Source organism: Mesorhizobium sp. B3-1-8, from assembly GCF_006439495.1.
GTDB lineage: Bacteria > Pseudomonadota > Alphaproteobacteria > Rhizobiales > Rhizobiaceae > Mesorhizobium.
In genome coordinates this window covers 151,021-163,404 of record NZ_VFTK01000001.1, presented here as the reverse complement: position 1 = coordinate 163,404, position 12,384 = coordinate 151,021, and the positions used below count along the sequence as shown (strand labels likewise).

At 65.0% G+C, this 12,384-nt stretch carries 14 protein-coding genes; 5 read left to right on the top strand and 9 right to left on the bottom strand.

Annotated elements, in window-relative coordinates; translation table 11 throughout:
* Positions 1–3 precede the first annotated feature (3 nt).
* From FJ424_RS00790 to FJ424_RS00780, 3 genes are all read right to left on the bottom strand, one after another.
* On the bottom strand, positions 4–717 hold the full coding sequence (locus tag FJ424_RS00790) for a metallophosphoesterase (protein WP_246677103.1): 714 nt from the start codon (positions 715–717) through the stop codon (positions 4–6).
* Positions 718–867: 150 nt separating this feature from the next.
* Positions 868–1,947, bottom strand: coding sequence for an acyltransferase (locus FJ424_RS00785; RefSeq protein WP_140650421.1), 1,080 nt, complete (start codon positions 1,945–1,947; stop codon positions 868–870).
* A gap of 124 nt (positions 1,948–2,071) precedes the next feature.
* Positions 2,072–3,979 carry a propionyl-CoA synthetase gene (locus FJ424_RS00780; protein WP_140650418.1) on the bottom strand — a complete coding sequence of 636 codons (1,908 nt, stop codon included), beginning with the start codon at positions 3,977–3,979 and terminating at the stop codon, positions 2,072–2,074.
* Between the two features lie 152 nt (positions 3,980–4,131).
* Here FJ424_RS00780 and FJ424_RS33370 point away from each other — a divergent pair, with 152 nt between their 5' ends.
* From FJ424_RS33370 to FJ424_RS00760, 4 genes are all read left to right on the top strand, one after another.
* Positions 4,132–4,425 (top strand): hypothetical protein, encoded by a 294-nt coding sequence (locus tag FJ424_RS33370; RefSeq protein ID WP_181181940.1) that lies wholly within the window; start codon positions 4,132–4,134, stop codon positions 4,423–4,425.
* A 406-nt stretch (positions 4,426–4,831) separates the two neighbouring features.
* Positions 4,832–5,119 (top strand): PqqD family protein, encoded by a 288-nt coding sequence (locus FJ424_RS00770; RefSeq protein ID WP_140650415.1) that lies wholly within the window; start codon positions 4,832–4,834, stop codon positions 5,117–5,119.
* Complete coding sequence (locus tag FJ424_RS00765) at positions 5,119–5,550, top strand: lasso peptide biosynthesis B2 protein (protein WP_140650412.1); 432 nt, start codon at positions 5,119–5,121, stop codon at positions 5,548–5,550. Before FJ424_RS00770 ends, FJ424_RS00765 begins: the two co-directional genes overlap by 1 nt.
* The gene (locus FJ424_RS00760; RefSeq protein ID WP_140650410.1) at positions 5,547–6,530 is read left to right on the top strand and encodes a serine kinase; all 984 of its coding nucleotides are present in this window, start codon (positions 5,547–5,549) and stop codon (positions 6,528–6,530) included. Before FJ424_RS00765 ends, FJ424_RS00760 begins: the two co-directional genes overlap by 4 nt.
* Before the next feature lie 113 nt (positions 6,531–6,643).
* On the opposite strand, the gene FJ424_RS00755 is transcribed toward FJ424_RS00760, so the two are convergent.
* Positions 6,644–7,627 (bottom strand): formyltransferase family protein, encoded by a 984-nt coding sequence (locus FJ424_RS00755; protein ID WP_181181939.1) that lies wholly within the window; start codon positions 7,625–7,627, stop codon positions 6,644–6,646.
* Between the two features lie 7 nt (positions 7,628–7,634).
* Positions 7,635–8,660 (bottom strand): nucleotidyltransferase family protein, encoded by a 1,026-nt coding sequence (locus FJ424_RS00750; RefSeq protein WP_181181947.1) that lies wholly within the window; start codon positions 8,658–8,660, stop codon positions 7,635–7,637.
* Between the two features lie 47 nt (positions 8,661–8,707).
* On the opposite strand from FJ424_RS00750, the gene FJ424_RS00745 reads away from it, so the two are divergent.
* Positions 8,708–8,905 carry a hypothetical protein gene (locus tag FJ424_RS00745; RefSeq protein WP_140650404.1) on the top strand — a complete coding sequence of 66 codons (198 nt, stop codon included), beginning with the start codon at positions 8,708–8,710 and terminating at the stop codon, positions 8,903–8,905.
* A 36-nt stretch (positions 8,906–8,941) separates the two neighbouring features.
* Here FJ424_RS00745 and dhaK read toward each other — a convergent pair whose 3' ends face one another.
* The 4 genes from dhaK to FJ424_RS00725 form a co-directional block, all read right to left on the bottom strand.
* Positions 8,942–9,928, bottom strand: coding sequence for a dihydroxyacetone kinase subunit DhaK (gene dhaK / locus FJ424_RS00740; RefSeq protein WP_140650401.1), 987 nt, complete (start codon positions 9,926–9,928; stop codon positions 8,942–8,944).
* Positions 9,929–10,007: 79 nt separating this feature from the next.
* Positions 10,008–10,439 (bottom strand): hypothetical protein, encoded by a 432-nt coding sequence (locus FJ424_RS00735; protein WP_140650398.1) that lies wholly within the window; start codon positions 10,437–10,439, stop codon positions 10,008–10,010.
* Positions 10,440–10,446: 7 nt separating this feature from the next.
* The gene (gene ptsP / locus FJ424_RS00730; RefSeq protein WP_181181938.1) at positions 10,447–12,021 is read right to left on the bottom strand and encodes a phosphoenolpyruvate--protein phosphotransferase; all 1,575 of its coding nucleotides are present in this window, start codon (positions 12,019–12,021) and stop codon (positions 10,447–10,449) included.
* Between the two features lie 41 nt (positions 12,022–12,062).
* Positions 12,063–12,365: an HPr family phosphocarrier protein gene (locus FJ424_RS00725; protein WP_095766133.1), complete on the bottom strand. Its 303-nt coding sequence runs from the start codon at positions 12,363–12,365 to the stop codon at positions 12,063–12,065.
* Positions 12,366–12,384: the final 19 nt, after the last annotated feature.

Below are 12,384 nucleotides of genomic sequence, written 5' to 3'. Positions count from 1 at the left end.
TCTTCAATCTCTTGAAGACAGCAGCCGGCCGTATTTGCCGACGATCCTGAGCGCGGTCAGCCGCCCGGTTTGGAAGGCGCCGGTGTCGATGTCGAGCCGGCGCCCGTCGAGCGTCGGAATCTCCACGACCGTGTGTCCGTGCACCACCCAGCGGTCGAGACGGTGCGCCGCCTCGAAGAACTCCTCGCGGATGTTGAGGAGGTCGCCCTCGTCCTGCGCCTCGAGCGCGATACCGGGCCGGATACCGGCATGGACGAAGACGAAATGCTCGGAGCAGACCATTATGGGCAACGTGCGCAGGAAGTCGACATGGCCGGCGGGAATGGCCTCGCGTATATGCGCGTCCGTTCGTTCGCTGGAACCGTAGAGACTTGCCAGGCGATCCGGATCGACGCCGTAGGAGAACAAGGTCTCGCGCCCGCCATAGCCGAGCCAGGTCTCACGCGAGAGATGACCGTCCAGATAGAGGAGCAGCGCGACCTCGTGGTTTCCCACCAGGCAGACGCGCAGGAACCCTCTCGGCGGCGGCGCCATCAGATGTTCGACCACGCGCCGCGAGTGCGGCCCGCGGTCGATATAGTCGCCCAGCATGATGATGATCTTGCGGCCGCCGAACCGCTGCGCATCGAGCTGGATCTTTTGCTCCAGCGCGCGCAGTTCGTCGTGGCAGCCATGCACGTCGCCGATCGCGTAGACGACCGTGTCGCGCATGTCCATGACGAGGCGCTCGCGTGGCGCGGGTCGAGGGCGTCTCGATCGTTGGAAAAGATTCACGGATTGAGGCTCGGCTATTTGCACTGATCTGCGCCTCGATATCATGCCGAATGCAAACAATTCCACACCGGCGCGCGATCGGCAGTCGCGTCGTCAGGCGGCCTTCAACCGATAGCGGAACAGCGTGTAGTCCAAGAGCCGCCGGATCTGCGGCTCGGCCTCGGCCGCGATCAGCCAGCTCACCGCGATCATGGCAGCGCCGACAATGGGAATAGCGGCCAGATAGGGCACGCCGGCGCGCGTCAGGGCGCCGAGCATCGCCGCACCGACGACATCGTGGATGAGATAGAGCGGATAGGTCATCAGTCCGATCCGCCGCCAACCGCGCCAGGACAGGTCTAGGCGCAGCGACCACGCCATCAGCGCCACCGCCGCGAGGAAGACGACGATCGGCGCCGTGTAAGGCATCGCGGCTTCCACCTTGACGCTGTGCACGTCGACCGAGCTTGCGATCTGCAATGCGCCCCCGAACAGGAACAGGGCCGCGAAGGCAAGCCGCGGCAGGGTTACCGCCTTGAAGCGCATCAGCCACAGAAGCACGCCGACGGCGAAGAACGCGCCGTGATGCACCAAGGCCAGCTGCAGCCAGCGCGTCTCGGCGAGATCGGTCCAGCCGAAGGCGAAATAGGCGCACCAGAACAATGTGCTGGCGAGGCCGATGACGATGGCCACTATCTCCATCAGGTCGAATCGGCCGAACCGCAGCAGGACCCAGACGATGGCATAGAACGCAATCTCGATACCGAGCGTCCAGTAGACGCTGTCCACCCAGGGTTCGAAGGGCACGAACAGCCCGGTGCGGACGAGGCGGATCACGGCGTCCGTCGGCCAGGAGAGGCCGACAGCGAGCAGGACGATGGCGGAGATCGGCGCGCAGATCCAGACCGCCGGCATCAGCCGCCGGAAGCGCGCCTCGAAGAATTTCAGCGGCGTGGAATTCTCAGCGCTGAAGGCGATGACGAAACCGCTGATGACGAAGAACACCTGCACGCCGACCCAGCCGGAACCGGCGAAGGCCATTTCGGGATGCGGCGGGATGCCGCCGGTGGCGCGCGCTGAAACGCCGTCGGGGAAGGCCCAGACCCAGAAGCCATAATGATAGAACATCACCATGACGGCAGCCAGGAAACGCAGGATGTCGACACCGCCGAATGTCGTCTTGTGCTGAGCCATGCCGTGCCTTCGGTATGGCCCCCCAAACGCAAACTTTAAAGTCTATTGCTGCGCTGCACAACAAGCGATTGCAGTGCGGGACAAATTCGTGAATTCTTCCTTAACGCGGACGTCTGCTTGGCGACTACACCCCGATGCCGCGGCCCTTCAGCGCCGCCGTGATCTCGTCGAGAATGGCGGGATCGTCGATGGTCGCCGGCATTGTCCATTCCTCCTTGTCGGCGATCTTCTGCATCGTGCCGCGCAGGATCTTGCCGGAGCGGGTCTTGGGCAGCCGCTTGATCGTCACCACCGTCTTGAAGGCGGCAACCGGGCCGATCCGCTCGCGCACCAGCCCTACCACCTCGCTTTCGATCGCGCCGGTATCGCGTGACACGCCGGCATTGAGCACGACGAAGCCGAGCGGCACCTGGCCCTTCATGGCATCGGCAATGCCGATGACCGCGCATTCGGCGACATCGGGATGGGCCGCCAGCACCTCTTCCATGGCGCCCGTCGAGAGCCGGTGGCCGGCGACGTTGATGATGTCGTCGGTGCGGGCCATCACATAGAGATAGCCGTCCCCGTCCATCATGCCGGCGTCGGCGGTCTTGTAGTAGCCGGGGAACTCTTCGAGATATGCCTGGCGGAAGCGGGCATCGGCGTTCCACAGCGTCGGCAGGCAGCCGGCGGGCAATGGCAGCTTGACCACGACATTGCCGAGCGTGCCGCGCGGCACTTCGTGGCCGGCATCGTCGAGGATGCGGATGTCGTAGCCCGGCATCGGCACGCCGGGCGAGCCGTATTTCACCGGCAACAGCCCGAGCCCCGCCGGGTTGATCGTCATCGGCGAGCCGGTCTCGGTCTGCCACCAATGGTCGATCACCGGACGGTCGAGCTTCTGCTCGGCCCATTTGATGGTTTCGGGGTCGGCACGCTCGCCGGCCAGGAACAGGGTGCGGAATTTCGACAGATCGTATTTCGGCACGAACTCGCCCTTGGGATCCTGCCCTTTGATGGCGCGGAAGGCGGTCGGCGCGGTGAACAGCGCCACCACGCCATGCTCAGCGATCACCCGCCAGTAGGTGCCGGCATCCGGCGTGCCGATCGGCTTGCCCTCGAACAGCACGCTGGCGCAGCCATGCAGAAGCGGCCCGTAGACGATATAGGAATGACCGACCACCCAGCCGACGTCGGAGGCAGCCCAGAACACTTCGCCGGGCTTCACGCCGAACTCGTTGTCCATGGTCCATTTCAGCGCGACCATGTGGCCGCCATTGTCGCGCACGATGCCTTTCGGCTGGCCGGTCGTGCCGGAGGTGTAGATGATGTAGAGCGGGTCGGTGGCCAGCACCGGCACGCAGTCGACATTGGCGCCGGCCGCACGTTCACGCGCCACCGCGTCCGCATAGTCGAAGTCGTAATTGTCCTTCATCTCGCAGCGCAGCTGCTCGCGCTGCAGGATCAGGCAGGCGTCGGGCTTGTGCTTCGACATCTCGATCGCCTTGTCGAGCAGCGGCTTGTAGGCGACCACGCGGCCCGGCTCCAGCCCGCAGGACGCGGTGATGATCAGCTTCGGCTTGGCGTCGTCGATACGGGTGGCGAGCTCATGCGAGGCGAAGCCGCCGAACACCACGGAATGCACGGCGCCCAGCCTCGCGCAGGCGAGCATGGCGATCGCAGCTTCCGCCACCATCGGCATGTAGATGATGACGCGGTCGCCCTTGCCGATGCCGCGATGCCTCAGCACCGAGGCAAGCGCGACGACCTCGCGCTTCAATTCGGCATAGGTGAATTTCCGGATCGTGCCGGTGATGGCGCTGTCATGGATCAGCGCCAGCTGGTCGGCGCGTCCGCCGGCGACATGGCGGTCGATTGCGTTGTAGCAGGTGTTGCAGGTGGCGCCGATGAACCAGCGGCCATAGACGCCTTCCGCCGGATCGAAGACCTTTTCGGCTGGTGTGTACCAGTCGATCGCCTTCGCCGCCTCGGCCCAGAACCCTATGGGGTCGCTTTTCCAGCCCTCATAGACTTCGCGGTAGCGTGAGGCCATGTGGTCTTCCTCCCCAGGAATAGCTTTCATCAACCGGCAAATAGCCTAAGCCGGTTCCGCCGGCCATGTCTTCCTGCATTTTGGTTCCACTCCGCTCTCGCCTTGCCGGCCAATACGCGGCAGCATCGGGTTTCGGCCGAACGAGGGGGGAGATGAGAGATTTGCCTGCCGTGGCGCTCGGCCTGTGCGTCGTGTTTGCCGGCGCGGCGGCAAACAGCCGCGCGGCGCATCATCGGCTTCTCGCTGGATGCTGCAGAGTTAGGCAGGCCGATGAAGGTGCTGCACGAGGTCAAGGCCGTGCCTGGTTCGCGCGCACCTGCCTGACATCCTGCAGCCTGTCGGTGATCTATGAGTTCGCGCCCAAGGGCAAGCCGGTGGCGATTGTCGCGCTGGTCCAGCGCTCAGCCAGGGCTTCGAAGGCCGCGACCGCCGCTTCATGGCGGTGACGGGCCAACTGCCCTGATCGCCTGGTCCTGGTCGCTCAGACAAGGGCCAAACGATTCTTCCGCCCTCTCGCGAGCGCCGTCTATGCCTGGTCTGCGATATCAACCGGCTTAGAGCGGTAGCGCCGCCAGCATCAGCCCGACGCCGCCGGCGATCAAGATGGCCGCCGCAAGTGCCTTCCGATGGCGCTCGAACGCCGTCGGAGCCCGTTCCCAATTGTAACGCATGCACATCACTCCCCAAAGCCCGGCGGACTCATAGCTTACCCAAGGGCAGGAAGGCAAGACCTCGCTAATATTCGCCCGCGACGGGCAAAGGCTGCCGAGCTATCGTCCCCTTCGCCACCCCACAGCGATGGACAGCCTTGCTGTGCCGCGCTAATTGCTCTTCAGCGAAGGGAGCGGGCGGATGGCGGAAATCGGCTCTGAAACGGTGCTGCGCATGGCGGACGATTCGTCCGTGCAGCATGTCGGCGATGGCGCCGTCGTGCTCTTGGCGCGCAGCGGCCAGCTTTACACCTGCAACGATACGACCGAGGCTTTTCTCGACAAGGTGAACGGTGCGCGCAACCTCGACCAGATCGTCGACCTGCTGTCGGACGAGTTCGAGGTCGACAAGGCAACGCTCGACCAGGACATGGCCGAATTGGCCGCCGAACTGGTGGCCGAAGGCATTCTCGCCGACCCGGGCGCGTGATGGCCGACGGCCCTGCCCTGCGCGTCCTGTTCCGCGTCCATTTGTGGCTCAGCGCCCGGCTGATGCCGGTGCTGGTCGGGCGGCGCGATTTCGAAGGCGTGTTGAAACTGGCGCCGCTGCAGTCGCCGGCGCCCTATCGTGACTTGCCCTGGACCTACATCGTCCACCGCGTCAAGCGAACGGTGCGGCGTCCCTGGCTGATGCGCGACCGCAGGTGCCTTCGGGAAGGCCTGCTCGGTTTTCGCTTTCTGCGCATGGCCGGCCTTGATCCGGAGCTGCGTTTCGGCGTCGATGCCAAGTCGATGAACGAGCCTCGCCTGTCGGCGCATTGCTGGGTCTGCCTCGACGGCGAGCCGGTGGTCAGCGACAGCCAGCCCGGCATGGTGGAGATCTACCGCCACCCGGCCAGGATGAAGGCGCCAGCCGCTTGAGCGACCAGACTTTCCGCTACGACCTCAACGGTCAGGTCCTGAGCATCACCGCCGCGCGTGCCGATCTGTGGCCGAGCTTCGACCTGATGCTCGGCGCCCTGCGTGTGGACGAGCCTGTCCAGCCCGGCTTTCGCGTCGACATCGTCGAAACGCTTGAGTTGAACGAGAACCCCGAAGGAAAGCTGGCTTTCGACGGCGAAGTGCCGGTGGACGGCCATTGCCGCATGATCGACGCCGGAAGCGTCTTCCATCTCGTCTTCCCGGGCCAGCAGACCGTGTCGATCCACGACGGCGGGGGCCAGGCCGAAATCCGTCTTCATCCGGACAGCAAGATCAAGTGGACCCTGCTGATGATGGTGCTGGACGCGGCGCTCGACGCGGACGGCCAGCATATGCTGCACACCGCGGGCCTCACCTTGCCTGGAAAGGACGGCCTAGTTCTCATTCATGCGCCAAGCGGTACAGGCAAGTCGACCACATCGCTCGCGCTTGCGTCGCGGGGCTTCGGCCTCTGCTCGGACGACGTGATGATCCTCAACGCAAGCGGGCAGGGCATCACGGCCTGGGGCATGCCGCGCAGGGTGAAGGTCCACCGCAACACGGCGGCGATGCTGCCCTTCGTGGCGCCCTACCTGGGCGAAAAATGGGACACCGAGGGCGAGCAGTCCGTTTCGCTGGACCGCCTCGGCGAAATCATCCGCGTCGAGGATGTGCGCGCCAGACCCGTCGCCGCGCTCCTGCATCTTGCGCGTTCGGCAGGCACCGAGACCCGGCTGCTGCCGATGGCCAGGACCGACGCCATGGTGGCTTTGGCCACGGACAATGTGCGGACCGGCATGACCGGCCTGCTGTCGCTGCAGAAAAGGCGCATGGCGATGATCGCCGCCCTGGTGAAGACGGTGCCGACCTTCACGCTCGAAGTCGGGGCAAGTCCCGCCGATGCGGCCGCGTTGATCCAGGCTGCGCTTGAGGCTTGTTAGAGCAATTCCAGGAAAGTGTGAGCGGCTTTGCGTCCGGGAATTGCGACAAGCCTGGAGCATGATCCCGAAAAGTGGGAACCGGTTCTCGGAGAAGATCATGCTCCAACAAAGAGTTAGCTCTTCGCGCCGAAACGCCGGATGTGGAAGGATCGCTGTTCCCGCCGGGCCTGGCGGGGTTTCGACTGCCATCGCAACAACAGCCTGGACAGCTTGTTGTAGCCCAGATGGACGACGCGCGCGTCGGCGCAGTCGAACTCCACCAGTCCCCATCGGCATTTCGCCGCTTTGCCGCTGGGTGGTCCCAGGCGACGGACCGGCTGAGCCAACCGGACTGGTCTTCCATTGATCAGCACACTGACCGGAACACTCGACCCGACGATCCGGCACAGCCGGGCGACATGGTCGCTTGACGATTGCGTGCCGACGATCAACGGGCCCTGTTCGATCTGCGCCCAGACATATGCCCCATCCGGCTGGGGCAATCCGGCAAGCCCGCCACGGCAAAACTCGGGCACAATATCCGCCGCGAGCGCAGCCATCGCGTCGGCCAGGGCCCGGTTCACCGTTGCGGCCGAATGCCAGTCCTCTGCTGCAAAGCCAACCTGCGCGAGGATGTCGCCCTCGTCGAAGCCGGACGTCATCTTGTGCAAGGTCACGCCGCCATGGGCTTCATGCATCTGGTCGATAACCAGCCGGTGAATCGGATGCGGGCCGCGATAGTGCGGCAGAAGCGCGGGATGCAGGTTGAGGCCGCCGTTTGGAAACAGCTCCAGCACGGTTCGCGGAATCAGCTTGCCATATCCGAAACAGATCAGAAGATCGGCGCCGAGCACGTCGAGGTCCCGCCCGAGCGTATCCCAGTCGTAGGGCGGGCTGAATTCGATCAGCCGGGGCATGGCGTGTCTGGGATGAGATATCAACGCAAACCGTCGCCGCAGGCGACGGCGCAGGACACTGAAGCTGAAGCGTTTGCCGGCACGTGGGCCCGGCACGACCACGGCGGCGATGCCGTGGCCGCCATTTGCCCAGCGCGCAAGCAGGGGCGCGGTAACGGGAGAAACCTCGGTGACGAACACGGCCGAGAGCGGTTTCTCCATCCCAGGCTCAGGCTGGATATGGCCGCGGCCGTGCCAGCCTCTGCACCCAGCGGAAGGCATCGCGGCTGAGGCGTGAGCGCAGCTTTTCGCGGGAATTGACCCGAAGCAGCATGTTGCCGGTGATGAGCCATTTCGCCAGCCGTATCGAGAGGTCCGGCTTGATGCGGTTGGCAAGCTCGATCGCGCGTGGCGCGTCGAACAGGCGTCCGGTGACGTTGAGGACCGTGGCCAGCTCAAGCTCGATGCCGGTCATGCGGGCGGCCTTGAGCAGCCGCGTTTCCTCCTCCGGCGATTTCAGCCCCCGCACGCCTTGCAGCACGTCGACGCAGAGCTGCAGCCGGTGGAATTTGTGGCCGCCGGCGGCATGGACGATGGCGATGGTGAGCAGCGCGGCCGGCGTGTCGGTTTCGCCGTCGTCGATCGCCTGCAATTCCCGAAACCCGAGCGACAGGCGCCGGCGCATACCGGTGTCGTGCACCAGATCGCCATGCAACTCGATCAGCAGGCTGGAGTTCTCTTTCTCCAGCCATTTGAACTCCTGCAATTCATGCGACTCGGCCTCGTCGCTGCCGAGCTCGAAGCCGCATTCGCCGATGGTCTTGTTGGCTTCCTCGATGCTGGCCGGGTCGACGAGAATGTCGATGTCGGTGAAGGGACGGTCCGCAACCTGGCGATAAAGCTTGCGTGCGAACACCGGTCCCTTGACGATCCGGGCCGGCACGCCTTTCGCCGCCAATGCCTTCATGATGCGGTCGCCATGGTACTGCAACAACATCGACTGACCGGTCGCCATCGTCGCTTCATCGCGCAACTCCGACAATTTCCGCTGCAAGGCTGTGTCCTGCGGCAGTTGAGCGTCGCCGATTTCCCTCAGTTTGCGCAGCATGATCGGCAGCACGCCATGAAACTCCGCATTGGCGAGCAGCGCCAGCAGGGTTTTGGCCGCAAGGCCATTGCCCGCGGCGGCCGGTGCCTCGGGGTCGGCGAAGGTCAGCAGCAGTTTCTCATCGGCAGGCGCAAGAGAAGGCAGCATCAATCTGGTCAAGATTCGTCCATGGAAGACAGATATGGCGAACATGGTTGCAGAAAAGCATCAGGGATGCCAGCAGCGCAAGGGCAAACCCCGCGCATGAATTGACAGTGCGAATAACTTTGCCGCATTCTCACAAGCTGGAGTCGGAGGGCACGAAAATGACCAAGAAGCAATATCAAGCACCGGTGCTGCGCAAGGTGGGCAAGCTGTCCGCTGTCGTCGCTGGCCCGTCAAAGGTGGTCTAGGCCATCAATCCGCAGCTTCAGCTCGGCTGAAACCGCTTACATCCCCCAGCGCAGCGTCGCCGTGTGAACCGGCGCGTCCCAAAGTGCTGACGTTTCGTCGTCGAGTATGGTCAGCGTGATCGAGCATCCCGCCATGTCGAGCGACGTCACATAGGATCCGACGAGCGAGCGGACAACCGTCACGCCCTGTTTCTCGAACATTCTGCGGGCGCTGTTGTACATCACGTATAGCTCCATCGACGGCGTGCCGCCGAAGCCGTTGACGAACAGCAGCGCCGGCCCTTTGGCCCGTTCGCCGAGGTCGCCGGCAATCGCGGCGCAGACCTCGTCGGCGATGGCATCGGCGCTCTTCAGCGTGTCGCGCCGTCGGCCGGGCTCGCCATGGATGCCGACGCCGAATTCCATCTCGCCGTCGCCGATCTCGAAGGTCGGCTTGCCGGCGGCGGGCACCGTGCCGCTGGTCAGCGCCACGCCCATCGAGCGCGTCGCGGCGTTGACGCGGTCGCCCAGCGCCTTGAGCGCGGGCAGCGGCATGCCTTGCTCGGCCGCCGCGCCGACGATCTTTTCCACCACCAGCGTGCCGGCGACGCCGCGCCGCCCGGTCGTATAGGACGAGTTCTCGACCGCGACGTCGTCATTGGTCACCACCTGCAGCACGCCGTCCGCCATCTCGGCCGCTATGTCGAAATTCATCACGTCGCCTTCGTAGTTCTTGACGATGAACAGGCAGCCGGCGCCGGTGTCGACGGCCTCAACGGCCGCGAGCATCTGGTCGGGCGTCGGTGAGGTGAAGACCTGGCCGGGGCAGGCGGCGTCGAGCATGCCATGGCCGACAAAGCCGCCATGCAGCGGCTCGTGGCCGGAGCCACCGCCCGAGATCAACGCCACCTTGCCTGGCTTCAGTTCCCTGCGGCGGATGAATTTGTGCTCCTCGCCGAGCACGAGGATATCGGCATGGGCCGCCGCGAAGCCATCGAGGCTCTCGGTCAGGACCGTGTCCACCGAATTGATGAATTTCTTCATGGCAGTCCTCCCGACGGTCTTTAGTTTACGCAATTCCGAACGGAAAACCGCCACACACTTTTCCTGGAATTGCTTTTGCTCAGCCGCTGCCCTTGCCGGCGATGCTGGTTATCTTCTGGATGAATTCGTTGATCGCCCGGTCGAGCGCGGCGTTTTGCCTGTCGTCGCCGAAATCCGGCACGATGAGCGAGACATGGCGTGTCTTGCGCGGACCGGAGGCCGCGGGCACCTTGCCGGGATGCGCCTGGTGATAGGCGGCCATGAACTGGTCGCGCTCGGCCTGGCTGAAGTGGCAGACGGAAAAGATGGCCGGCAGATGCTTTGACGGGATCGGGATCGAATAGGCCGGGCTGGAAATTTGCGTGACGAAGCTGCGGTGCTTGCCGAGCGCATCGGCAAGGCGCTGGCGCATGCCCGAAGGTCGCTGGTCGATGACCTGCGACAGGATCGTCTTGTAGGCGCGGATCGCCTCTTCCGAGCCTGTTTCCGGTATCTTCTCGGTCCTGGCCATGCCGCGCCTACACCGGCACGTCCGCGATGGCCGCCTTGGCCATGGCGAGTTGCGCGGGAGCGACCGACAGGTCGCGCAGGCCCGCTTCGAGCAGCGCCGGGATGGCTGCCGGATCGCCGCCCGCGTCGCCGCACAGGCTGACCGGGATACCTCTTTCCCGCCCGAAGGCGGTGACCGCAGCGATCAGCCGCAGCACCGCCGGGTGACGGACGGAGTTGAGATGCGCCACGGCTGCGTTGTCCCGCGCGGCCGCCATCACATACTGCGTCAGATCGTTGGAGCCGATCGAGAAGAAGGCGACATCGGCGAAGGCTTCTGGCGCCAGTGCGACGGACGGCACCTCGACCATGATGCCGAGCGGCGGCAGCTTGTGCGCCACGGCCTGCGCAGCAAGCGCCGCCTGTTCCCCGGCGAACAGCGTGGCGGCTTGGCTGTACTCGTCGGGCGTGGCGATCATCGGGAACATCACCTTCAGATTGCCGTGGATGGCGGCGCGCAGCAATGCCCGGATCTGTACGCGGAAAATATCGCGCCGCGCCAGCGACAGCCTTATGCCGCGCAAGCCGAGAAACGGATTGGTTTCCTCGACCGTGAAACCCGGTATCGGCTTGTCGCCGCCGGCGTCCACGGTGCGGATGGTCACCGGCTTGTCGCCGGCCCAGTCCAGCACCTTGCGGTAGGCACGGTATTGCATCTCCTCGTCCGGCAATGTCTTTCCGAACAGGAATTCGGTCCGCATCAGGCCGACGCCGTCGCAGCTTGCGATATCGATGCCGTCGACGTCGGACGGGTAAGCGATGTTGACCTGGACACGCACGGTGGTGCCGGCCTTGGTCACCGCCGGCTCCGTCAGGAATGTCCGCGCCGCGCCCTGCCGGTCGGCGAAGGCGGAGGCGGATTGCCGGAAGGCTTCGATCTCGGCGGGCGACGGCGAGAAAACGATCCCGCCGCGCTCGGCATCGAGCAGCGCCGCGCCGGTGAGCGGTCCAGCCGGGATGTCGAGACCGACGACCATCGGCACGCCGCGCGAGCGCGCCAGCATGGCGACATGGCTGGCGGTGCTGCCACGCTTGAGCGCAATGCCGCCGCCTTTGCTCCAATCGGTTTCGAGAAAACGCGTCGGCGCGATGTCCTCGCCATAGAGGATCGCGCCCGGGGGCGCCGCGGCCTCGCTGTCCTCGCTCAGCGCCCGCAGCACCTGATCGCGAATGTCGCGTAGGTCCGCAGCGCGGGCGCGGAAATAGTCCTGGTCCGACGCTTCGTAGCCGGCAACCTCGCCGTCCAGCGCCGCGCGCCAGGCGGCGTCCGCCGCCTGTCCGGAACCAATCGCCGCGAAGACCGGACCGCTCAGCGCGTCGTCCTCCAGCATGGCGATGTGGAATTCGAGGATGTCGGCGGCGTCGCCATCGGCGGTTTCAGTCAACGCAGCCAGCCGGCCGACGGCCTTGCTGATCGCCCCTTCCAGCGCGGCTTTCTCCTCGGCCGCGTTCGCCTTGGCTTCGTAGCCGGCCGGAGGCTGGTCGAGATCGAACAGCGGGCCTTCGGCGTAGCCGGGTGAGGCGGGGATACCCTCAACCCGCATGGCTCGCATTCCTTACGGGCCTGGCGACATTTAGATCGGTCTCAAGCGGACCGGGCATGATCCGCGTCCTCGTCGAAGTCACGCTGCACCAGATCGACCAGTGCTTTCACCGCCTGGGTCGCGCCATCGCCCTTGGCGCGGATATGCAGCATGGTCCCTTTCGGCGCCTTGGCCGCCATCACCTTGACGATGCTCTTGGCGTCGAACCACGGACCGTTTGCCGCCACCGCCACTTCCACCTCGGCCGCGAACGACTTGGCAAGCTTGGTGAACTTCACCGAAGGGCGCGCGTGCAGTCCCACCGCGTGGGTGATCAGGACCGTTGCTTCGGCGGATGCGGACATTCAGTCGGTTCCCGTTCGT

Excerpts from the sequence above, each read along its gene's own strand:
- FJ424_RS00790 (WP_246677103.1), bottom strand. The coding sequence starts at position 717 with ATGGACATGCGCGACACGGTCGTCTACGCGATCGGCGACGTGCATGGC.
- FJ424_RS00785 (WP_140650421.1), bottom strand. The coding sequence starts at position 1,947 with ATGGCTCAGCACAAGACGACATTCGGCGGTGTCGACATCCTGCGTTTC.
- FJ424_RS00780 (WP_140650418.1), bottom strand. The coding sequence starts at position 3,979 with ATGGCCTCACGCTACCGCGAAGTCTATGAGGGCTGGAAAAGCGACCCC.
- FJ424_RS33370 (WP_181181940.1), top strand. The coding sequence starts at position 4,132 with ATGAGAGATTTGCCTGCCGTGGCGCTCGGCCTGTGCGTCGTGTTTGCC.
- FJ424_RS00770 (WP_140650415.1), top strand. The coding sequence starts at position 4,832 with ATGGCGGAAATCGGCTCTGAAACGGTGCTGCGCATGGCGGACGATTCG.
- FJ424_RS00765 (WP_140650412.1), top strand. The coding sequence starts at position 5,119 with ATGGCCGACGGCCCTGCCCTGCGCGTCCTGTTCCGCGTCCATTTGTGG.
- FJ424_RS00755 (WP_181181939.1), bottom strand. The coding sequence starts at position 7,627 with ATGGAGAAACCGCTCTCGGCCGTGTTCGTCACCGAGGTTTCTCCCGTT.
- FJ424_RS00750 (WP_181181947.1), bottom strand. The coding sequence starts at position 8,660 with ATGCTGCCTTCTCTTGCGCCTGCCGATGAGAAACTGCTGCTGACCTTC.
- dhaK (WP_140650401.1), bottom strand. The coding sequence starts at position 9,928 with ATGAAGAAATTCATCAATTCGGTGGACACGGTCCTGACCGAGAGCCTC.
- FJ424_RS00735 (WP_140650398.1), bottom strand. The coding sequence starts at position 10,439 with ATGGCCAGGACCGAGAAGATACCGGAAACAGGCTCGGAAGAGGCGATC.
- ptsP (WP_181181938.1), bottom strand. The coding sequence starts at position 12,021 with ATGCGGGTTGAGGGTATCCCCGCCTCACCCGGCTACGCCGAAGGCCCG.
- FJ424_RS00725 (WP_095766133.1), bottom strand. The coding sequence starts at position 12,365 with ATGTCCGCATCCGCCGAAGCAACGGTCCTGATCACCCACGCGGTGGGA.